Origin of the sequence: Brachybacterium sp. J153, assembly GCF_036311905.1 — a bacterium.
In the GTDB taxonomy this organism is placed as follows: Bacteria; Actinomycetota; Actinomycetes; order Actinomycetales; family Dermabacteraceae; genus Brachybacterium.
Genome location: NZ_JAZDCH010000017.1, coordinates 13,426 through 31,683, shown reverse-complemented (window position 1 = coordinate 31,683; position 18,258 = coordinate 13,426). Strand labels below are relative to the sequence as shown.

General features: G+C 72.9%; 19 protein-coding genes. 15 read left to right on the top strand and 4 right to left on the bottom strand.

Annotation, left to right across the window (positions count from 1 at the left end; genetic code table 11):
- The first annotated feature begins 230 nt into the window (after positions 1-230).
- The 10 genes from V1258_RS08515 (at position 231) to V1258_RS08470 (ending at position 10,257) form a co-directional block, all read left to right on the top strand.
- A complete protein-coding gene (locus tag V1258_RS08515; protein ID WP_329749237.1) occupies positions 231-1,349 on the top strand; it encodes a carbohydrate ABC transporter permease in 1,119 nt (372 codons plus the stop codon).
- Positions 1,346-2,293 (top strand): carbohydrate ABC transporter permease, encoded by a 948-nt coding sequence (locus V1258_RS08510; RefSeq protein ID WP_329749236.1) that lies wholly within the window; start codon positions 1,346-1,348, stop codon positions 2,291-2,293. Before V1258_RS08515 ends, V1258_RS08510 begins: the two co-directional genes overlap by 4 nt.
- A gap of 32 nt (positions 2,294-2,325) precedes the next feature.
- The gene (locus V1258_RS08505) at positions 2,326-3,729 is read left to right on the top strand and encodes an ABC transporter substrate-binding protein (protein ID WP_329749235.1); all 1,404 of its coding nucleotides are present in this window, start codon (positions 2,326-2,328) and stop codon (positions 3,727-3,729) included.
- Positions 3,730-3,770: 41 nt separating this feature from the next.
- Positions 3,771-4,541, top strand: a complete 771-nt coding sequence (locus V1258_RS08500; RefSeq protein WP_329749234.1) for a glycerophosphodiester phosphodiesterase — start codon at positions 3,771-3,773, stop codon at positions 4,539-4,541.
- Positions 4,538-5,260, top strand: coding sequence for a glycerophosphodiester phosphodiesterase (locus V1258_RS08495; RefSeq protein ID WP_329749233.1), 723 nt, complete (start codon positions 4,538-4,540; stop codon positions 5,258-5,260). The genes V1258_RS08500 and V1258_RS08495 overlap by 4 nt, the downstream gene beginning before the upstream one ends.
- A 297-nt stretch (positions 5,261-5,557) precedes the next feature.
- Positions 5,558-6,349, top strand: a complete 792-nt coding sequence (locus tag V1258_RS08490; protein WP_329749232.1) for a CPBP family intramembrane glutamic endopeptidase — start codon at positions 5,558-5,560, stop codon at positions 6,347-6,349.
- Positions 6,350-6,449: 100 nt separating this feature from the next.
- Positions 6,450-6,839, top strand: coding sequence for a hypothetical protein (locus V1258_RS08485; RefSeq protein WP_329749231.1), 390 nt, complete (start codon positions 6,450-6,452; stop codon positions 6,837-6,839).
- Between the two features lie 11 nt (positions 6,840-6,850).
- Entirely contained in the window at positions 6,851-7,063 is a 213-nt protein-coding gene (locus V1258_RS08480) for a helix-turn-helix transcriptional regulator (RefSeq protein WP_329746024.1), read from the top strand.
- Positions 7,064-7,265: 202 nt separating this feature from the next.
- On the top strand, positions 7,266-8,609 hold the full coding sequence (gene gdhA / locus V1258_RS08475; protein WP_329749230.1) for an NADP-specific glutamate dehydrogenase: 1,344 nt from the start codon (positions 7,266-7,268) through the stop codon (positions 8,607-8,609).
- A 223-nt stretch (positions 8,610-8,832) separates the two neighbouring features.
- A complete protein-coding gene (locus tag V1258_RS08470; RefSeq protein ID WP_329749229.1) occupies positions 8,833-10,257 on the top strand; it encodes a hypothetical protein in 1,425 nt (474 codons plus the stop codon).
- A gap of 61 nt (positions 10,258-10,318) precedes the next feature.
- Here V1258_RS08470 and V1258_RS08465 read toward each other — a convergent pair whose 3' ends face one another.
- Entirely contained in the window at positions 10,319-10,978 is a 660-nt protein-coding gene (locus tag V1258_RS08465; RefSeq protein WP_329749228.1) for a TIGR03086 family metal-binding protein, read from the bottom strand.
- Between the two features lie 103 nt (positions 10,979-11,081).
- Between V1258_RS08465 and V1258_RS08460 the strand changes: the two genes are divergently transcribed.
- Positions 11,082-11,963 (top strand): helix-turn-helix domain-containing protein, encoded by an 882-nt coding sequence (locus tag V1258_RS08460; protein WP_329749227.1) that lies wholly within the window; start codon positions 11,082-11,084, stop codon positions 11,961-11,963.
- 21 nt (positions 11,964-11,984) lie between these two features.
- Here the strand turns inward: V1258_RS08460 and V1258_RS08455 are convergent, their stop codons facing one another.
- On the bottom strand, positions 11,985-12,773 hold the full coding sequence (locus tag V1258_RS08455; RefSeq protein ID WP_329749226.1) for a fructosamine kinase family protein: 789 nt from the start codon (positions 12,771-12,773) through the stop codon (positions 11,985-11,987).
- Between the two features lie 84 nt (positions 12,774-12,857).
- Positions 12,858-14,012, bottom strand: a complete 1,155-nt coding sequence (locus V1258_RS08450; RefSeq protein WP_329749225.1) for a phosphotransferase family protein — start codon at positions 14,010-14,012, stop codon at positions 12,858-12,860.
- 95 nt (positions 14,013-14,107) lie between these two features.
- On the opposite strand from V1258_RS08450, the gene V1258_RS08445 reads away from it, so the two are divergent.
- The 3 genes from V1258_RS08445 to V1258_RS08435 all read left to right on the top strand — a co-directional run bounded on the left by V1258_RS08445 (position 14,108) and on the right by V1258_RS08435 (position 15,900).
- Positions 14,108-14,752: a GNAT family N-acetyltransferase gene (locus V1258_RS08445; RefSeq protein WP_329749224.1), complete on the top strand. Its 645-nt coding sequence runs from the start codon at positions 14,108-14,110 to the stop codon at positions 14,750-14,752.
- A 189-nt stretch (positions 14,753-14,941) separates the two neighbouring features.
- The gene (locus V1258_RS08440; protein ID WP_329749223.1) at positions 14,942-15,472 is read left to right on the top strand and encodes a DinB family protein; all 531 of its coding nucleotides are present in this window, start codon (positions 14,942-14,944) and stop codon (positions 15,470-15,472) included.
- A complete protein-coding gene (locus tag V1258_RS08435; protein WP_329749222.1) occupies positions 15,469-15,900 on the top strand; it encodes a GNAT family N-acetyltransferase in 432 nt (143 codons plus the stop codon). Before V1258_RS08440 ends, V1258_RS08435 begins: the two co-directional genes overlap by 4 nt.
- A 15-nt stretch (positions 15,901-15,915) precedes the next feature.
- Here V1258_RS08435 and hutG read toward each other — a convergent pair whose 3' ends face one another.
- Positions 15,916-17,019: a formimidoylglutamase gene (gene hutG, locus V1258_RS08430; protein WP_329749221.1), complete on the bottom strand. Its 1,104-nt coding sequence runs from the start codon at positions 17,017-17,019 to the stop codon at positions 15,916-15,918.
- A gap of 231 nt (positions 17,020-17,250) precedes the next feature.
- On the opposite strand from hutG, the gene V1258_RS08425 reads away from it, so the two are divergent.
- Positions 17,251-18,255 (top strand): formate/nitrite transporter family protein, encoded by a 1,005-nt coding sequence (locus V1258_RS08425; protein WP_329749220.1) that lies wholly within the window; start codon positions 17,251-17,253, stop codon positions 18,253-18,255.
- Positions 18,256-18,258: the final 3 nt, after the last annotated feature.

Sequence of the window (18,258 nt, the reverse complement as noted above, 5' to 3'; positions counted from 1 at the left end):
GGGAGCGATGCGGCGCGGCCGCGCGGTGTGGGAGCGCTCCCACCTGCAGGGACAGCCCGCGTTCATTCCCCCGTCATCCCGGACGTCGTTGCTGGCCAGGACGGTGGGAGCGCTCCTACGGTGACCGAGCGCATCACCGGTGAGGAGATGCGCGCACCTGCTTCGGTCGCTCCTCGCGGCCACGTCCCGCGGACCGCTCCGAGCGGCCGCCCGATCCACCCGGGAGAGCCATGTCGATGGACGTCGGATCCCGCGCCGCCGCGGAGGGGCGCACACCCGCCGAGCGCGGCACCAGCCCTGCACCGGACAGGGCTGTTGCCGCTGGAAGCCCTCTCGTGGACGAGGACGCGCCGGGATCGGTGTCGGCTGGGGGACGGACCGGGCCGCAGGACGCGCCGGAGCCGACCGACGATCACCGTCGAGAGGCCCTCACCGCCCGAGCCGCCGCCCGCCGCCGTTCCCCGCAGCGTCGCCGCCGCACCCGCCGCTCGGCGCTGCTCTTCCTCGCTCTCATCGCCCCGAACCTGCTGGCGATCCTCGTCTTCTCCTACTACCCGGCGCTCTACAACATCGGGCTGAGCTTCATGGACTGGGATTTCGTGGACCCGAACCCGGAGTTCGTGGGCCTCGAGAACTACGCCGACCTCGCGACCGACGGCGAGTTCGCGCAGATCCTGCTGAACACGCTGCTGTTCACGACGCTGAGCGTGCTCGGCTCGATCGCCGGCGGCCTGGCGCTGGGCAGTCTGCTGGCCACCAAGGTGCCGCTGACCGGCTTCGCGCAGACCATGGCCTTCGCTCCGCACATGCTCCCGGGGGCCGCCGTCGGCATCCTCTGGCTGTTCATGTTCGATCCCAACTACGGCCTGTCCCGCTGGCTGTTCTCGCAGGTGGGCCTCGCCTCGCCGGACTGGACCACCACCTCGGACTGGTCCCTGTGGGCGATCACGATCGCGTACACCTGGCAGCGCCTCGGCTTCGTCACGGTCATCTGCTACACCGCGATCCTCGACCTGCCCCGGGACGTGTACGAGGCGGCGGCGCTCGACGGCGCCGCCGGCTGGTCGCTGTTCCGCCACATGACGCTGCCGCTGCTGCGCCCGATCACCTTCTTCCTCTCCGTCACCGGGATCATCTCGGCGGCGCAGAGCTTCGACATCATCTCGATCATGACCAGCGGCGGCCCGGGGATCTCCTCCACGACGCTGAGCTGGATGGTCTACGAGGAAGCCTTCAAGAACTTCGACATCGGCCGGGCGAGCGCCGCCGCGACGGTGCTGCTGGTGATCCTGCTCGCGATCACCTGGGTCCAGGTCCGCTACAGCCAGAAGCAGGGAGATGCCGCATGAGCGCCGACCTCCTCGGTCCCGGGGCGGCCCTCGCCGCCGACGCCACCGGCCGTGCCACCGATGCCGCCGGCCGCGCCGACGGCTCCGGCACCAGCCGCGACCGCCGCCGCGCACGCGGCCCCCGTCGGCCGCTCTGGCAGACGGCCCTGCTGTTGGCGGGCGTGCTCGCCACCATCGCCGTGTTCCTGGTGCCGCTGTACTGGCTGTTCTCCTCGGCGTTCAAGCCGCGCCCGGACATCTACTCCTGGCCGCTGCGCTGGATCCCGTCCCGCCTCACGCTCGACAACGTGGTGGAGGCGTGGACCTCGGCGCCCTTCGACCGCTTCTTCCTCAACTCGATCATCACCACGGGGGTCGGCACCGCGCTCGAGGTGACCCTCGCGATCCTGAGCGCCTACGCCTTCGTGTTCGTCGAGTTCCGGTTCAAGAAGGTGCTGTTCGGCCTGATCATCGCCTCGCTCATGCTGCCCGGCCACGTGACCCTGATCGTCAACTACATCACCGTGGCGAACCTGGGCTGGCTGAACTCCTACCAGGGCCTCATCCTGCCCGGCATCGCGAGCGCCTTCGCCATGTTCCTGCTGTACCAGTCGATGCGCGGGATCGACCGCGACATCCTCCAAGCAGCGGAGATCGACGGGGCCGGCCACCTGCGCCGCATGCTCACGATCGTCGTCCCGCTCTCCGCCCCGATGATCCTCACCTGCACGCTCATCGTGATGGTCGGGAAGTGGAACGAGTACGTGTGGCCGCTGATCGTCACCAGCACCGCGGACATGCGCACGCTGCCCATCGGCCTGCTGTTCCTGCGCACCCAGGAGGGCTACTCCAACTGGGGCTCGATCATGGCCGGCGCGCTGTTCGTGTCCCTGCCGATGCTCCTCCTCTTCTTCCTCGGCCAGAAGCGCATCATCGGCGGCCTCGCCGCCGGCGCCCTCAAGTGACCTCTCACCCCACCCCATCCCAGGAGACCACCATGTCCTCGTTCAGCCACCTCAGCCCCCTGTCCCGCCGCCGGATGCTCGCCGCCCTCGCCCTGGGCGCCGCCGGCACCGGCCTCGCCGCCTGCGGTGCCCCCAACGGCGGCGGCGACGCCTCCGACGGACCCGTCCGCGACGGCTTCGCCCAGGCCGACCTCAAGATCCCCGCCGGCTACGAGGACCGCACCGCGGTGCTGTTCTGGGCCCCGTGGACCGGCGGCGCCTTCGAGGCGCTCTCCGGCATGATCACCGAGTTCAACGAGTCGCAGGAAGACGTGGTCGTCGTCGCCGAGTCCGTCGGCGGCTACGCGGAGCTGAACCAGAAGTTCACCGCCGCCCTGCAGGCCCGCGCCGTCCCGGACATCGTCTGCTTCCCCGAGATGCAGTGGCTCCAGTTCTACTTCTCCGGCGCCCTCGCGCCGCTCGACGACTACTTCGACGACGAGTGGAGCCTCGACGTCTACCTGCAGAACTACGTCGCCGAGGGCAAGGCCGACGGGAAGACCTACGTGGTGCCCTTCGCCCGCTCCACGCCGCTGTTCTACTTCAACAAGACCCGCTACCTCGAGGCGGGCCTGCCCGAGGAGGGCCCCTCCACCTGGGAGGACCTCGCGGCCTTCGGCCCCGAGCTCGCGAAGATCCAGGTCGACGGCCGTCCGCTCGCCGCCCTCGCCTTCACCGCCGACGACGCGTGGCACGGCCAGGCCGACATCTGGGGCTTCGGCGGCGCGAACGCGAACCAGGACTTCGCCGTCACCATCGCCGACGACCCGGGCCTCGAGTGGCTCGAGTGGCAGCGGAAGTTCATCCACGAGGACAAGTTCGGCTACCTCGCGCAGGCCGCGGGCACCGACTTCACCTCGGGCATCTCCGCGGGCATGCGCGGCTCGACCGCGAGCCTCACCGGCACGACCGCCGCGACCGAGGGCGTCTTCGAGGTGGGCACCGCGTTCATGCTCGCCAAGGAGGGCCAGGAGAAGGCCGTCCCCACGGGCGGCTCGGGCCTGTCCGTGGTGCGTGGCGACTCGAAGGACCGCCAGGACGCCGCCGCCCAGTTCTTCCGCTTCCTCGCCCTGCCGGAGCAGTCCGCCGCCTGGCACGCCGCGACGGGCTACGTGCCGATCGTCCAGGCCGCGGCGGAGACCTCCACCGTGAAGGACCTCGTCGCGAAGAACCCCAACTACGGGGTCGCCCTCGCACAGCTCGAGAACGCCCGCACCGCCGACTACACCAACTGGTTCCAGGCGGCCGTCACCGAGATCTCCTCCGCCCAGACCAAGGTCTACGGCGACGGCACCTCCGCGGAGGACGCCCTCAGCGCCGCCGCCACGAAGCTCCAGGACATCCTCGACGAGAACCGCGAGGACATCGAGGCGATCGCCTTCGAGGGCTGGAAGTGACCGCCCCGGCGCCCGGGCAGCGCGGCCGTCCCCGGGCCGCGATGCCCGCACGCCCCGCGCTGGTGGGCCACCGCGGCGCGGCGGCCCTGGACCCGGAGAACACGGTGCGCTCCTTCCGCCGCGGCGCGACGGAAGGGGTGGCGCTGCTCGAGTGCGACGTCCACCTCAGCGCCGACGGCCACGACGTGGTCCTCCACGACGCGACCCTCGATCGCACCGCGCAGCCGGACTCCCCGCTGCGCACCGGCGCCGTCGCCGAGCTCACCCGCGCCCAGATCGACCGGGTGCTCGTGGGGGAGGGGGAGGGCGTACCCGACCTCGCCGCGGTGCTTGACGCGGCCCGACGGGAGGACGGCACCGTCGTGCCGCTGCTGGTCGAGGTCAAGGCCCCGGCCGCGGCCGGACTCGTGGTCCGCATCCTCCGCGAACGCTTCGGCGCCGCGGCCTTCGCGGACCCGGGGACGGCCCCGGCCTGGATCATCTCCTTCCACGCCGAGGCACTCCGGACCGCGCGCGAGCTGGCGCCGGAGATCCCCCGCCTGCTCACCACCACCGCCACCTCCCCGGAGTTCCTCGCGGCGGCGGAAGACCTCGCGGTGGCCCAGATCGGGGTGCGGATCGCCGACGCCCGCGCCGCGGACGTCGCCTGGTGCCTCGAGCACGGGGTGCTGCTGAACCTGTGGACGGCTCGCTCCGAGGTCGAGCTCGAGCGTGCCCTCGAGCTGGGCTGCGACACGCTCACCGTCGACGACCCGGTATGGGCCCGCGCTATCGTCGGCCCCGATCCCCTCGCTCCCCTGGAGGCACCGTGACCGTCCCCGCCGCCGCCCCGGCACCGCTCGTCGTCGGCCATCGCGGAGCGCCCGCCCACGCCCCCGAGAACACCCTCGCCGCCTTCCGACGCGCCCTCGCCGACGGCGCCGAGCTGCTCGAGTGCGACGTGCACCTGAGCGCCGACGGGCACGTCGTGGTGATGCACGACGAGGCGATCGACCGCACCGCCGCCGCGGACTCCCCGCGCCGCACCGGGGCGATCGGCGAGCTCACCCGCGCCGAGCTCGACGAGGTCCTGCTCGAAGGCGGGGAGAAGGTGCCGAGCCTCGAGGAGCTGCTCGCGCTCACCACGGTGCCGGTGTTCATCGAGGTCAAGGCCGCTGCGGCGGCGTCGGCCGTGGCCACCCTGCTGCGCGAGCTGCCCGAGGGCTCGCCGGCGGCCGCCTCGACCGTGATCTCCTTCCACCCCGAGGCGCTCGCCGAGATCCGCCGCACCGCCGGGGTGCCGGTGAGCTACCTGGTGGGCGTCGTCGACGAGGCGGCGGTCGCGACCGCCCGGGAGATCGGCGCGTCCGGTCTCGGCCCCGCGATCGACGGCCTCTCCCTCGCGGCCGCCCGCGCGGTGCACGAGGCGGGGCTGCGGCTGAACCCGTGGACGATCAACACGCCCGAGCAGCTGGCCGTCGCGCTGGCCTGCGGGGCCGACACGATCACGACCGACGACCCGGCCTGGGTCCGCGGGGTTCTCGCCGGCTGACGGGCCGGGTCCGGTCGACGGGGGCGGTGAGCCGGGCCGACGCGGCCGATCTCACCGAGTGCTGCATCTGGACCGTGTCGGGGCCTGCCCATCCGGACCGATCTCACCGAGTGCTGCATCTGGACCGCTTCGGGCCACGCGTGGCGGCTCAGATGCAGCACTCGGCGTGGACGCGGCGCCGACGGGGCGCCGACCCAGCTGCAGGTCAAGGCCCCTTGACCTGCGGAGTCAAGGAATCTTGACTAAATCTGTCAAGATCGCTTGACAGAGATGTTAAGGACTCCTTACCTTCGAAGCATGAACTCCACCGCTTCCGCCCCGGTCTCCGGCACCGCTACCAGCACCGATACCGGTCCTGTCGCCGTCAACGCCACCGTCACCGCCGACGTCGCTTCCGCCGCAACCCCCGCCGTCCCGGTGCTCCGCATCGCCGGCGTCCTCGCCCTCCGGCCCGTGCTGATCCTCGCCCTCGGCGCCGCGCTGCTGGCCCTGAACCTCTCCCTCGTCTACTCCAACGCCCTGGTGGTGATCGTGGACGTGCTCGCGCTGGCCGCCGTGGGCCTCGCGCTGCGCGCCGAGGGCTCCCGACTCCGCGACCTCTTCGGCCCCTGGCGCTGGATGGACCTCCTCTGGGGCGTGCTGATGCTGGTCATCGTGGTCATCGGCTTCCTCGTCTCGAACTTCGCGGCGAACCTGATCGTCTACGGCGGCGCCCCGCCCGTCGCGACCGGTGCGGTCCCGTCCATCCCGCTGTGGGTGGGTCTCGTGGCCTTCCTCATCGCCCCGCTGACCATCGCCCTCGCCGAGGAGGCCGTGTACCGCGGCTACGCCCAGCCCCGCCTGCAGCGCAGCCTCGGCCGGATCGGCTCCCTCGTGGTCGTCGCGATCGTCTTCGGTGTGCAGCACATCGGCTTCGCTCTCACCTCCGGTCCCGATGTCGCAGCCAAGGTCCTCACCACCCTCTTCGCCGGACTGATCCTCGGTGGGCTGTGGCTCTGGCTGAAGCGCCTGATGCCGCTGGTCCTCGCCCACTGGGGTCTGGACCTGCTGTTCCTGGGCCTGCCCACGCTCGCCCTCGCCCTCCTCTGAGCCAGCGGCGGCGACCCCGTCGGCCCCGTCGGCCCGGTCGCCCGCCCACCCCCGTGCCCCCGCTCGATCCGATCTCCCCCTCCCTGGAAGGACCCACCTCATGGCCACCACCACCCGCCGCTCCGCCAACCGCGCCTTCGTCGCCCGCTTCCTCACCGGCGTCCTGCTCTACGCCCTCGGCCTCGCGTTCAGCCCGCTCGGCGTCACGATCGGTCTGCCGCTCTGGCTGCCGGCGCTCGTCCTCTCCGTCCCCGGGATCGCGCTGATGGCGATCGCGAACATCGCCATGTACCGCAGCGGTGACGAGTTCGAGCGGCGCAAGATCGCCGAGGCGGTGCTCTTCGCCTTCGTGATCGCCACGCCGCTGATCCTGATCGTCGGCGCCCTGCAGTTCTTCGGCCTGCCGCAGATCAACTGGATCTTCGCTTTCTCCATCCTCATGATCGGATGGCTGATCGGCACCGTCCTCTCCACCGTCCGCTACCGCTGAGGAGCCCCGCCATGCGCAACGACATCAAGGCCCGCCGCACCGAGCGCCGCTGGTCGCAGGCGGAGCTGGGCAAGGAGCTCGGCGTCTCCCGGCAGACGGTCATCGCGATCGAGAACGACAAGTACGACCCCTCCCTCCCGCTCGCCTTCGCGATCGCCCGACTCTTCGGGGTGCGCATCGAGGAGGTCTTCAGCCCGGACGAGGACGGCGGGGCCGACGGCTGAGTGCCGGTGGGTGCGGGCCGACGATCGCCCCGGCCGACGGGGTCCCCGTCGGCCGCCCGCCGCTCTGCGCGCACCTCACGCCGACCGCCCTCCGAACACCCCGTGCTCCGCGCGCACGGCGCGCGTACGCTGACCCCGCTCCGCCCTCCGAATCCCGAGGGCCCCGCGACTTCGGGCCCATCGGGCCCCTGAAAGGACTGCGATGCTCGACTCGACGCTCCAGGGCACCTTCGACCAGGTCCTCCGCCGCAACGCTGGCGAGCCGGAGTTCCACCAGGCAGTCCGGGAGGTGTTCGAGTCCCTCGAGCTCATCCAGGACCGTCACCCCGAGTACCAGGAGCACGGCATCCTGATGCGGATGTGCGAGCCCGAGCGGCAGATCATCTTCCGCGTCCCGTGGGTCGACGACCAGGGCGTCACCCAGGTCAACCGCGGCTTCCGCGTCGAGTACAACTCGGCCCTCGGCCCGTACAAGGGCGGCCTGCGCTTCCACCCGAGCGTGAACCTCGGCATCGTGAAGTTCCTCGGCTTCGAGCAGATCTTCAAGAACTCGCTCACCGGCCTGCCCATCGGCGGCGGCAAGGGCGGCTCCGACTTCGACCCGCACGGTCGCAGCGATGGCGAGGTCATGCGCTTCTGCCAGTCCTTCATGACCGAGCTGCACCGCCACATGGGCGAGTACACCGACGTCCCCGCCGGTGACATCGGCGTGGGCGCCCGCGAGATCGGCTACCTCTTCGGCCAGTACAAGCGCCTCACCAACCGCTACGAGGCGGGCGTCCTCACGGGCAAGGGCCTGGACTGGGGCGGCTCGCTGGTGCGCAAGGAGGCCACCGGCTACGGCGCGGCGATCTTCGCCGACGAGATGCTGAAGGCCCGCGGCTCCTCCTTCGAGGGCAAGCGCGTCGCGGTCTCCGGCTCCGGCAACGTGGCCCTCTATGCGATCGAGAAGGCGCAGCAGCTCGGCGGCGTGCCGATCACGGCGTCGGACTCCTCCGGCTACGTGGTCGACGAGAACGGCATCGACCTGCAGCTGCTCCAGCAGATCAAGGAGGTCGAGCGTGGCCGCATCCACGAGTACGCCGACCGCCGCGGCAACGGCGCGCGCTTCGTGAAGGGCGGCAGCGTCTGGGACGTCCCGGCGGCGATCGCCCTCCCCAGCGCCACCCAGAACGAGCTCTCCGAGGCCGATGCGCAGACCCTGGTGAAGAACGGCGTCGAGGCGGTCTCCGAGGGCGCGAACATGCCCTGCACCCCCGAGGCCGTGACCGTGTTCCGCGAGGCTGGCACCGCCTTCGGCCCCGGCAAGGCCGCGAACGCGGGAGGCGTGGCCACCTCTGCGCTCGAGATGCAGCAGAACGCGAGCCGCGACGCCTGGAGCTTCGAGCACACCGAGCGCCGCCTCACCGAGATCATGAAGAACATCCACTCCACCTGCCTCGAGACCGCCGAGGAGCTCGGCCGCCCGGGCGACTACGTGGTGGGTGCGAACGTGGCCGGCTTCCGCAAGGTGGCCGACGCGATGATCGCCTTCGGCGTCATCTGAGCCGACTCGGCGCGGAGGTCGCTCTTCATCGAGTGCTGCATCTGGACCGCTATGACACTGTCGTAGCGGCCCGGATGCAGCACTCGGTGCGTTGAGGGGCGCGTGGGGGCGCGTCGAGCCGCGCTCCGGGGCGGTCGGCCGTCTGGCCCCACGAGTGACCCAGCCCACAGCCCCGTAAATGGGAAACATTCTCATCGGCTGGTAGCTTCCTGGCATGTACCTGATGAGAAGCATTATCACCAAGCGGCGGACTGTCGCCCTCCTCGGCGCGGGCGTGCTCGCGCTCTCGGCCTGCGCGGGCACCGGCACCACCAGCGGTTCCGGCACGTCCGATGCCGGCTCCGGCACCGCGACCGAGTCCAGCTCGGACCGCACCGAGGTCGGCGCGCTCAGTCCCCGCATCGTCCTCGCCTACGACGGCGGCGTCCTCACCCTCGACTCCTCCGATGGGTCGGTCCTGAACGAGACCCCGCTCGAGGGCTACGTCCGCCTGAACCCCACCGGCGACGGCCGCCACGTCGCCGTCAGCGCCTCCGACGCCGTGACCATGTACGACACCGGCCTCCTGGTCCAGCCCCACGGCGATCACAACCACTACTACACGCAGGCACCCGCCCTCACCGGGATGGCCGTCGACGCCCCGCACCCCGGCCACGTCGTCCCCCACGGCGACCGCACCGCGATCTTCGCCGACGGCACCGGCGCGATCACCGTGATCGACCCGTCGGCCCTCGCCGACGGCGAGCTGACCGTCCTCGAGGAGCTCTCGACCGACGCCCCGCACCACGGCGTCGCCGTCCCCCTGACAGGTGGCGGACTGCTCACCACCCAGGGCACCGAGGACGCCCGCAGCACCGTGCAGGTCCTCGACGCCGACGGGAACGTCACTGCCCAGACCGACGACTGCCCGGGGGTCCACGGCGAGGCCGCCGCCCTGCCCACCGAGTCCGGGGACGTCATCTCCCTGGGCTGCGAGAACGGCTCCGTGATCTACCGCGACGGCGCGTTCCACAAGGTCGCCGTCGACACCGACTACCAGCGCTCCGGCAACCAGAAGGGTCGCGAGGACTCCCCGATCGTCCTCGCCGACAACAAGGTCGAGGCCGAGCCGGCGGGCGGCACCGAGCACCCCACCTCGATCGCGCTCATCGACACCCGCGACGCGACCCAGCAGATCGTCGACCTGGGCTCGTCCTACTGGTTCCGCAGCCTCGACCGCGGCCCCGACGGAGAGGCGCTCGTGCTCACCTACGACGGCGAGCTGAACATCCTCGACCCCGAGACCGGCGAGATGCTCCACGAGGTGCCCGTGGTCGAGCCGTGGGAGGAGCCCGCCGAGTGGCAGGAGGCCGGCCCGATGCTCGCGGTCGCCGACGGTACCGCCTTCGTGGTCGACCCCGCCACGCAGACGCTCAGCATGGTCGACGTCGCGAGCGGCGAGGTCTACCGGACTCTCGACCTGCCCGTCGTGCCCCACGAGATCCAGGTGACCACCGGGACCACGTCGGGCGAGTACGAGGTGGGCGGCTCCTCCGAGAGCGAGTCCGACGAGGACCACGAGGGCCACGACCACGCCGAGGAGGAGGGCCACGATCACGGCGCTTCCGACGCCGGCGGCGACGAGGACCACGAGGGTCACGACCACTGATCCCGGCCCCTGACCCGCTCCCGCCCTCGACGTCCGCCCGGACGTCGAGGGCGGAGCCGGATCAGCCGGCGCGTCCGGTCCGCGCGAGCAGGCGGGTGCGTGCGTCGGCGCCCTCGGCCACCGGCAGCGGGGCCGCGAAGATGCCGGGACCGTAGGCGTGTTCGCCCCAGGCGTCGACCGCTGCGTCCACCACGTCGATCTCCCGCGGGGTGAAGGACACGTCGCGGCCCTGGGAGGTTCCCAGGTCCCAGCGGTGCAGCAGCAGGTCCACCCCGTAGAACTCGAGCAGGGTCGCGCCGATCGTGGTGGGGCCGAAGGCGCCGTCGTACTCCCGCCCCGCGATCTCTGGATCCGCGAGCAGCGCCTCGACCGCGGTGAGGTGCGCGGCCCACTGCGCGGCGGGGTCCCCGTCGGCCCCAGTCGCCGCGGGGTCCCCGTCGGCCGATCCCCCGGCCGTCTCCGGCATCAGGGAGTGCCCGGCGAGGAACTCCCGCTGGGTGCCGCGGACATGGTCCAGGACGTCGCGGGCGGTCCACCCGGCGCAGGGGCTCGCCGCCGACCAGTCGCGCACGGCCTCCACCTCGGCGGTGAAGGGCCCGGCGAGCTGCCGCCAAGCGCCGTGCACGTCGGCGGCAGCGGGGTTCCCGGCAGCGGGCTCTCCGGACGCGGGCTCCCGAGGTGCAGGGTCCTGGGTCGTGGACTCTCCGGTCGTGATGCTCATGGCGGGCTCCTCCTCCGCGGCGGTCCCTCCGCCGCGCCCCCTCGACGTTACGGAGCCCCGCGGGGGCGGTCTTGCACATTCCCGACAGCGCTACCCTGCGGCCATGGGGACCGACAGCGGCGCACCGGCGGGCGCTCCCGGGGACGGGGGCGAGAGGCCGGACGCCGGGGACGACGCGACAACGCCGGACGACATCGAGCGCGCCCACTTGCGCGATCCCGCGGACCGCAGCTTCACCATCGCCCGCCCGTCCGCGCCGGAGCACGTGCGCGGCTGGCTCCGCCGCTTCTGGATCCCGGTCTGGGACGTGCCCCGCGGCGGGACCGCCGAGCAGAAGGTGCTGCAGTATCCCGTCTGCCTCGCCATCACGACCCCCGCATACTCGCGGCTGCTGGGGCCGAACCCGGGACTGTCCACGACCGTGCTCGAGGGGCGCGGCTGGGGCTTCGGGGCGATGTTCGCCCCGGCCGCCGGAGCCGTGCTGCACGGCGGGCCGGTCGCGGAGCTCACCGGCACTTACCGCGAGCTCGACGCGGTCCCGCTGCTCGCCGGGTTCACCGCGGAGGTGAGGGCGCGGATGGCGGCGGATCCCACGGATCCCGACGCCCAGGCCGCGTGCTGCGCGCTGTGGGTGCGGCGCCTCCAACTGCTCGGGCCGCCGGGTGAGGAGGACCTGCTGGTCAACGCCCTGGTGGAGGAGGTCGAACAGGACCCGGAGCTGCTCGCCGTGGGCGCGCTGTGCGAGCGGTTCGGGATCACCGAGCGGAGCCTGCAGCGGCTCACCGCCCGGCGGCTGGGGCTCAGCCCCGCCTGGCTGATCCGCCGGCGCCGGCTCCACGAGGCGGCCGGTGCGCTGCGCGGCCCGGAGGCGCTCGCGCAGCTCGCCGACCGACTCGGCTACGCGGACCAGGCGCACTTCACCCGGGACTTCACTGCCTCCACGGGCCTGTCCCCGGGCCGGTTCGCCCGGCGCTGGCGGGACTGATCTTCGCGCGCCGTCCCGGGCTCAGAACCCCAGTGCGTCCGCCCGGGCGATGATCGCCTCGGCGGTGCCGATGGCCTGGTCCACGTACGCCTCGCCGAACAGGTGCACGTGGGCGAGCAGGGCGAAGAAGAGGTGCGCGGGGAGGTCCTGCTCCCAGTCGCCCGGCAGCGGATGCTCGGCGGTGTAGCCCGCGAAGATCTCCTCGAGGAAGGGCGCGCCGAAGAGCGACAGCAGGGCGAGGTCCTCGAGGCGGTGGCCGCCGTGCGCGGCGGGGTCGATGAGGGTCGCGCCGGCCGCCGTCCACAGCACGTTCCCCGACCACAGGTCGCCGTGCACGCGGCTCGGCTCCTCCGTGCCCTGGCCGCTGATGCCGTCGTAGGCGCCGTCGGCGATCACGTCGATGGCCTCGTCGACGGTGTCGTGCCCGTCGGCGCCGAGGGTGCGGGTGACCTTGTCGGCCAGCGGGCGCAGCCGACCCTCGGCCCAGAAGTCGGGGAAGTCGTCCTCGACCCGGGTCGAGACGGGGAAGGGCTTCTCGAGCGGCCCGAAGAACGCGGGCTCGGCGGGGGACCAGCCGAAGCCGGGCGCTCCCGCATCGTGCAGCCGGGCGAGTCCCCGGCCCAGCTCCCGGGCGGCGTCGGCCGTGGGCTCGACGGACTCGAGCCGCACCAGCCGTAGCTCATCCCTCCCCTCCTCGAGCACCTCGACGACGGGCACGGCGCGCGGTTCGGCCAGCCAGCGCAGCCCCGCGGCCTCGGCGGCGGCGTACCCGGCGGGGGCGTTCGGTGATCTCTTGACGAAGTCGTCCATGGGGCCACCGTGGCATCGGGGACCGGGGGAGGGCCAGCCGTGCAGGCCGCGGTGGGGGCAGCGCGGTCGACGGGCGACGACGGCTCAGTCGTCCGCGATGCCCAGCTCCGCGGCGAGCGTGCCCCGCAGGATCGGCAGCACCCGTCGGTGCGAGGTGCGGGTCGTCGCGCGGGATGCGACGTGGACGAGCATCGCGGTGCGCTCATAAGCGGTCCAGGCGCGCATCCGCTCGCGCAACGCGCCGACGTCGGCCGCGGACCCCGGCAGCTCGCCTTGCTCGGCGCGGGCGCGCGCATAGGCGCCGACGAAGGCGTCCACCGCCTCCTCCTCGAGCGGCACGTACCAGGGCCCGCCGTGCACGGCGCCGCCGATGATCGCCAGGTCGCGGGCTGGATCGTCGCCCTGGGCCCACTCGAGGTCGATGCAGCGCACACGCAGTCCGCCCGCGTCGTCCCCGGTCCGCTCCCACAGGATGTTGGTCGCACACAGGTCGCCGTGCGCGAGGACGAACCCGTCGAGCCCCGCGATCTGCGGCTCGATCGCGGCGACCCGCTCCCGCGCCGCGTCGAGGAACCGATCGAGGCCGTGCTCCGCGATCACCGGACCGTGCAGCGCCCGCCATGCGGCGATCTCCTCCTCCACCTCGCTGAGCAGCGAGGGCGGCCCCGACGGCACGGCGGCCCACGGGTCCTCGCCGAGGGAGACGGGTCCGCGGCCCGGGGCGGGCACCGAGTGCAGGCGGGCGAGGAGCTCGGCGTGGGCGGCGAGATGGGCCGCGGTCCACGCCTCGGGAGCTGCGGCGGTGCCGGGCACGTCCGTGGTGACGACGTACGGGTGACCGATCGGACTGGTCGCGGGATCGTCGTGGAAGGCGACCGGGTCCGGCCCCACCTCGGGCGGGATCAGGGTCAGCGCGGCGATCTCGTGCGCCAGATCCTGGTGCAGCTCGTCGGGCGCGACATGCGGGATCCGCACGATGAACGGTGCGTTCTCCTGCGGCGAGACCCTCCAGGCGGCGAAGCGCTCGCCGACTCCCGCGAGCGTCACCCGCGCCGGGCCCGACAGCGTCGGCGGCAGCACCGACTTATGCAACCCGGGCAGGCGCACGGGAGAGGAGTCGTCCCGCAGCGGCATCACCAGCGTGCCGGTGCGCCAGGCCTCGACGAGCCGCTCGCCCATCGCCGGAGAGGCGGGGTCCAGCAGCGCGGAGTGGTGGTGGTCGGGGGACGCGGCGGACATGGCGGCTCCTGGGGCGCGGGAGGGTCGAGTCTACGCCGACGGGTGCTCGCGGGCAGGGGGCTCGCCGACCGTCGACCTGTGCGAGAGTGCTGGTCATGCCGCACACGCCGTTCCGTCGGGCTCAAGTCGACCTCGCACTCCTCGCCCCGTCCGACGCCCCCGCGCTGCTCGCTCTGGAGACCCGGAATCGGGAGCGGCTGCTCGTCGGCGCCCCGGTGCGGCCCGCGGAATGGTTCACCGAGGCGGGACAGCGGGAGGCGATCGCCCAGGCTCTCGCCGCCGCCGACGCCGGGCTCGGGCTGCCGCTGGGGATACGGGTGCTCGAGGGAGGATCCTCACGGCTGGTCGGCCGCCTGACCCTCTCCGGGATCATCCGCGGCGCCTTCGAGTCCGCCTCGCTCGGCTACTGGGTCGACCACGAGGAGGCCGGCCGCGGCATCGCCACCCATGCGGTGCGCGCCGCGCTCGCCGTGGCCTTCGGTGGTCTCGGCCTGCATCGGCTGCAGGCGGAGGTGCAGGTGGGCAACGACGCCTCCGTGCGGGTGCTCGAGAAGTGCGGCTTTGCCGAGTACGGCCTGGCCAGGGACTATCTCCGCCTCGGCGGGAAGTGGGCGGACTGCCGCCTCTTCCAGCTGGTCCACGCCGGGTGGCGGCCTGCCGGTGGTGGGGGCGCCGGGGGCAAGGCGGGTCCGGCTGTGGGCAGTGGGGGTGCGGGTGTGCGGGAAGGGATGGTCGACTAGTGGCGTGTGGCGTTCCACTACGGCTATATAGCCGTACTGGAACGCCCTGCGCCCGTACCTGACCACCGCGACCCGGATCCCGGTCGAGGTGGCGGGTTGAGGGGATGACGGGGTGCGGAAAGGAGCGGGGCGCCCCGCGCGCTGAGATCTCCTCACCTCGGGTCGATGGGGCGTGGAAGAGTGCACGTCATGAGCCATGACCCCACCCCGCTCGACGCGGCGCGCGTCGATCCGCCCTTCCTCGCCTCCGAGCGGGAGTCCCTCGACGCCTGGCTCGAGTTCCATCGCGCGACCGTGCTGCAGAAGGTCGCCGGGCTCGACGCGGAGCAGCTGTGCCGCCGCGCAGTGCCGCCCTCCGACCTCAGCCCGCTCGGTCTCGTGCGCCATCTGGGCGTCGTCGAGGAGTATTGGCTGCGCGAGGTGCTGCTCGGCGAAGCTCGGCCCGACCCGTACTGCACGCCGGAGCGCCCCGATGGCGATCACCTGGACGGCACCCCTGCCACAGCCGCGACGGACCTCGCCTTCTATCGGGAGCGGGTCCGGGACGCCCGTGCCGCCCAGGCGAGCTGGACGGACCTCGACGCCCCCGTGCGCGGCGGCCGCGCCGGCGAGCCGCTGAATCTGCGCTGGATCCTCATGCACCTCATCGAGGAGTACGCCCGCCACGTGGGACACCTCGACCTGCTGCGCGAGGCGATCGACGGGAGGACGGGCGAGTGAGCGACGCGGCAGGTGGCGGGGTCGTGGTCCGCGCCGAGGTGCCCGCGCTCGGCGAGGCGCTCGACCTCTACGACGCGGTCGGGTGGAGCGCGTACACCGAGGACCCAGCGATCCTCGAGCGCGCCTTCTCCGGGAGCGGATCGGTGGTCACCGCACGGCGCGACGGCGACCTGATCGGCCTCGCGCGGACGGTCGGGGACGGAGCCGTCATCGCGTACCTGCAGGACGTGCTGGTCCGGCCCGAGTCACAGGGACAGGGGATCGGCCGACGACTCGTCGAGGCGGCGCTGGCCCCGTTCGGCGAGGTGCGGCAGCACGTGCTGCTCACCGACGCGGATCCCGGGCAGCGTGCCTTCTACGAGGCGCTCGGCTTCGTCGAGGCCCACGACCACGAGGCGGGACTGCGCTCCTTCGTGCGACTGCGCTGAGCAGGATGGTCGAGGTCAGGCGCGGGAGCCGGTCACGGTGCGCACCGCCTCGTCGATCAGCCGGGCGGCGGTGCGGGCGGTGCGCGAGTCGACGTCGAGGGACGGGTTCAGCTCGACCACGTCCAGCAGGGCGAGCTTCCCGGAACCGGCCGCGGCGCGCACGGCCGCGACGATCAGCGGCAGCGGCACCCCGAGGCCCGCGGGGGCCGAGACCCCCGGGGCGACCGCGGCGGGCAGCACGTCGAGGTCGATGGTCAGGTAGAGGACGTCCAGCTCCGCGGCGAAGTCCTCGACGAACCGGGTGATCCCCTCGGCCCCCGCGGCGAGGCAGTGCTCGTCCGTCCACCAGCGGACGCCCAGCTCACGGGCCCGCGCGAACAGCGCGCCCGTGTTCGAGGGCTCGGCGATCCCCAGGGCCGCGTAGTGCAGGTCCCGGCCCGCGGCCTGCTCGGCGGCGGCCATCTGCGCGAAGGGCGTGCCGGAGGTGGGGCGCGGCTCCTCGCGCAGGTCGAAGTGCGCATCGAGATTCAGCACGCCCCAGCTCCGGCCGGCGCGCGGGCCGATGCCCGAGTCCATCAGCCCCCGGTACGAGGACCACGCGGTCTCGTGTCCGCCACCGAGCACGACGGTCAGACGGGAGCCGGCCCGGTCCAGGCCGTGCGCGGTCAGCGCTGCGGCCGCGGTCTGCCCCGCCTCGAGATCTTCGCCGACGGTCGCGGCGTCGCCGAGGTCGTGCAGCTCCACCTCGCCGCGGGCGAGCGGGCCGTGCAGCGCCATCGGGGCGAGCGCCCGGCGCAGCGCCGCGGGACCGTCGGCCGCCCCGACCCGGCCGCGGTTGCGGCGCACCCCCTCCTCGGAGCGGAAGCCCAGCAGCGCCACGTGATCGGCGGCGGGATCCGGTGCCGTGACGGGGGCCGTGGCTCCGGGCGCCGCAGCATCGACGGCTGCGGCGCCGGAGCTCGCGGGGGCCGGCGCGCCGTCCGTGGTCGCGGCACCCGTCGTCGCGCTGCCCGTCCCGGCTCCGACGACGCGCACCGCCTGGTGCCAGCGAGCGTGCTCGGGGCCGTCGCCGTCGTGTCGTCCAGTCCACTCGGTCGCGGGGGCGGGGGAGCTCGTCATCGATGTCTCCTGATCGCGTCGGCAGGGGGTAGGTTCAGCCCATCATGGCACCGGGAGCGGGGCGCGGATCCGCCGGTCGACGTCCAGCGTCCGGCCCGCCGGACGGACCGGGCACGGTCTCGCCCGGATGGACCGGGCACGAGCACGGGCCCGGCCGAGGTGCCGGCGCCGGCCGCCGGTGCCCGGCGTCGTCCAATCCGGACCGCGACCACGTGACGACGAGGAGGCACCATGGCAGGGACCGCGGAGACGTCGGAGAACAAGGGGCCGGCGGAGTCCGGGCAGCCGGAGGCGACCGAGCCGTCGGTGGCCGCCGAGAAGTCGGGAGCGGACGAGCAGCCGGAGGCCGCCGAGCACCCGGCCGATACCGACGAGGCGGCGGAGCGCCGACGCCTGGGCGAACGCGACAACGCCGTCGAGGACGCCCTCGTCGAGGAATTCGAGAACACCGTCACCGAGGGCGCGAACCGGCTGAACCGCACCTGGCGCGCGCTCGTGGTCACCGGGCTCTTCGGCGGGATCGACGTGGGCCTGGGCCTGCTGGCGATGCTCGCGGTGGTCGACGCGACCGGCTCCAAGCTGCTCGGCGGGCTCGCCTTCGGTATCGGTCTCTACGCGCTGCGGCTCGCGCACTCGGAGCTGTTCACCGAGGAGTTCCTCGTTCCCATCAACGCGATCATGGCCGGGCACGGCACCTGGCCGCAGCTGCTGCGACTGTGGGCGGTCACCCTCGTCACGAACCTGGTGGGCGGATGGGCCTTCACCTGGGTGGTGATCGCGGCGTTCCCCCGCTTCGAGGACGTGCTGCGCGAGACCACCGCGAGCTATCTCGACCCCGGTCTGACCCTCGAGACCGGGGCGCTCGCCGTGCTCGCCGGCTTCACGATCACCCTCGTGACCCGGATGAGCCAGGGCTCGAACGAGGGCATCGCGACGCTCGCGAACGCGCTCATCTCCGGGCTGCTGGTGGTGGGCCTCGGGATGCTGCACGGCGCCCTCGGCTCGGTCGTGGTCTTCGCGTCGATGCACGCGGGCGATCCGACCACCTACCTCGAGTGGCTGGTCTGGTTCAGCTGGGTGATCCCGCTGAACATGGTCGGCGGGCTCGTCATCCTCACTCTCCCGCGCCTGGTGCGCACCTGGGAGCTGTCCACGGCGGAGAGGCAGGCCCAGCGGCGGGAGCGGGAGCAGGAGGGCGCGGGCAGGGGCCGATCCCCGGGCGCCGGGGTGTCATAGTGG

Bases quoted from the DNA above. Each gene is read 5' to 3' on its own strand.
- V1258_RS08515 (WP_329749237.1), top strand. From the start codon at position 231: ATGTCGATGGACGTCGGATCCCGCGCCGCCGCGGAGGGGCGCACACCC.
- V1258_RS08510 (WP_329749236.1), top strand. From the start codon at position 1,346: ATGAGCGCCGACCTCCTCGGTCCCGGGGCGGCCCTCGCCGCCGACGCC.
- V1258_RS08505 (WP_329749235.1), top strand. From the start codon at position 2,326: ATGTCCTCGTTCAGCCACCTCAGCCCCCTGTCCCGCCGCCGGATGCTC.
- V1258_RS08500 (WP_329749234.1), top strand. From the start codon at position 3,771: ATGCCCGCACGCCCCGCGCTGGTGGGCCACCGCGGCGCGGCGGCCCTG.
- V1258_RS08490 (WP_329749232.1), top strand. From the start codon at position 5,558: ATGAACTCCACCGCTTCCGCCCCGGTCTCCGGCACCGCTACCAGCACC.
- V1258_RS08485 (WP_329749231.1), top strand. From the start codon at position 6,450: ATGGCCACCACCACCCGCCGCTCCGCCAACCGCGCCTTCGTCGCCCGC.
- V1258_RS08480 (WP_329746024.1), top strand. From the start codon at position 6,851: ATGCGCAACGACATCAAGGCCCGCCGCACCGAGCGCCGCTGGTCGCAG.
- gdhA (WP_329749230.1), top strand. From the start codon at position 7,266: ATGCTCGACTCGACGCTCCAGGGCACCTTCGACCAGGTCCTCCGCCGC.
- V1258_RS08470 (WP_329749229.1), top strand. From the start codon at position 8,833: ATGAGAAGCATTATCACCAAGCGGCGGACTGTCGCCCTCCTCGGCGCG.
- V1258_RS08465 (WP_329749228.1), bottom strand. From the start codon at position 10,978: ATGAGCATCACGACCGGAGAGTCCACGACCCAGGACCCTGCACCTCGG.
- V1258_RS08460 (WP_329749227.1), top strand. From the start codon at position 11,082: ATGGGGACCGACAGCGGCGCACCGGCGGGCGCTCCCGGGGACGGGGGC.
- V1258_RS08455 (WP_329749226.1), bottom strand. From the start codon at position 12,773: ATGGACGACTTCGTCAAGAGATCACCGAACGCCCCCGCCGGGTACGCC.
- V1258_RS08450 (WP_329749225.1), bottom strand. From the start codon at position 14,012: ATGTCCGCCGCGTCCCCCGACCACCACCACTCCGCGCTGCTGGACCCC.
- V1258_RS08445 (WP_329749224.1), top strand. From the start codon at position 14,108: ATGCCGCACACGCCGTTCCGTCGGGCTCAAGTCGACCTCGCACTCCTC.
- V1258_RS08440 (WP_329749223.1), top strand. From the start codon at position 14,942: ATGAGCCATGACCCCACCCCGCTCGACGCGGCGCGCGTCGATCCGCCC.
- hutG (WP_329749221.1), bottom strand. From the start codon at position 17,019: ATGACGAGCTCCCCCGCCCCCGCGACCGAGTGGACTGGACGACACGAC.
- V1258_RS08425 (WP_329749220.1), top strand. From the start codon at position 17,251: ATGGCAGGGACCGCGGAGACGTCGGAGAACAAGGGGCCGGCGGAGTCC.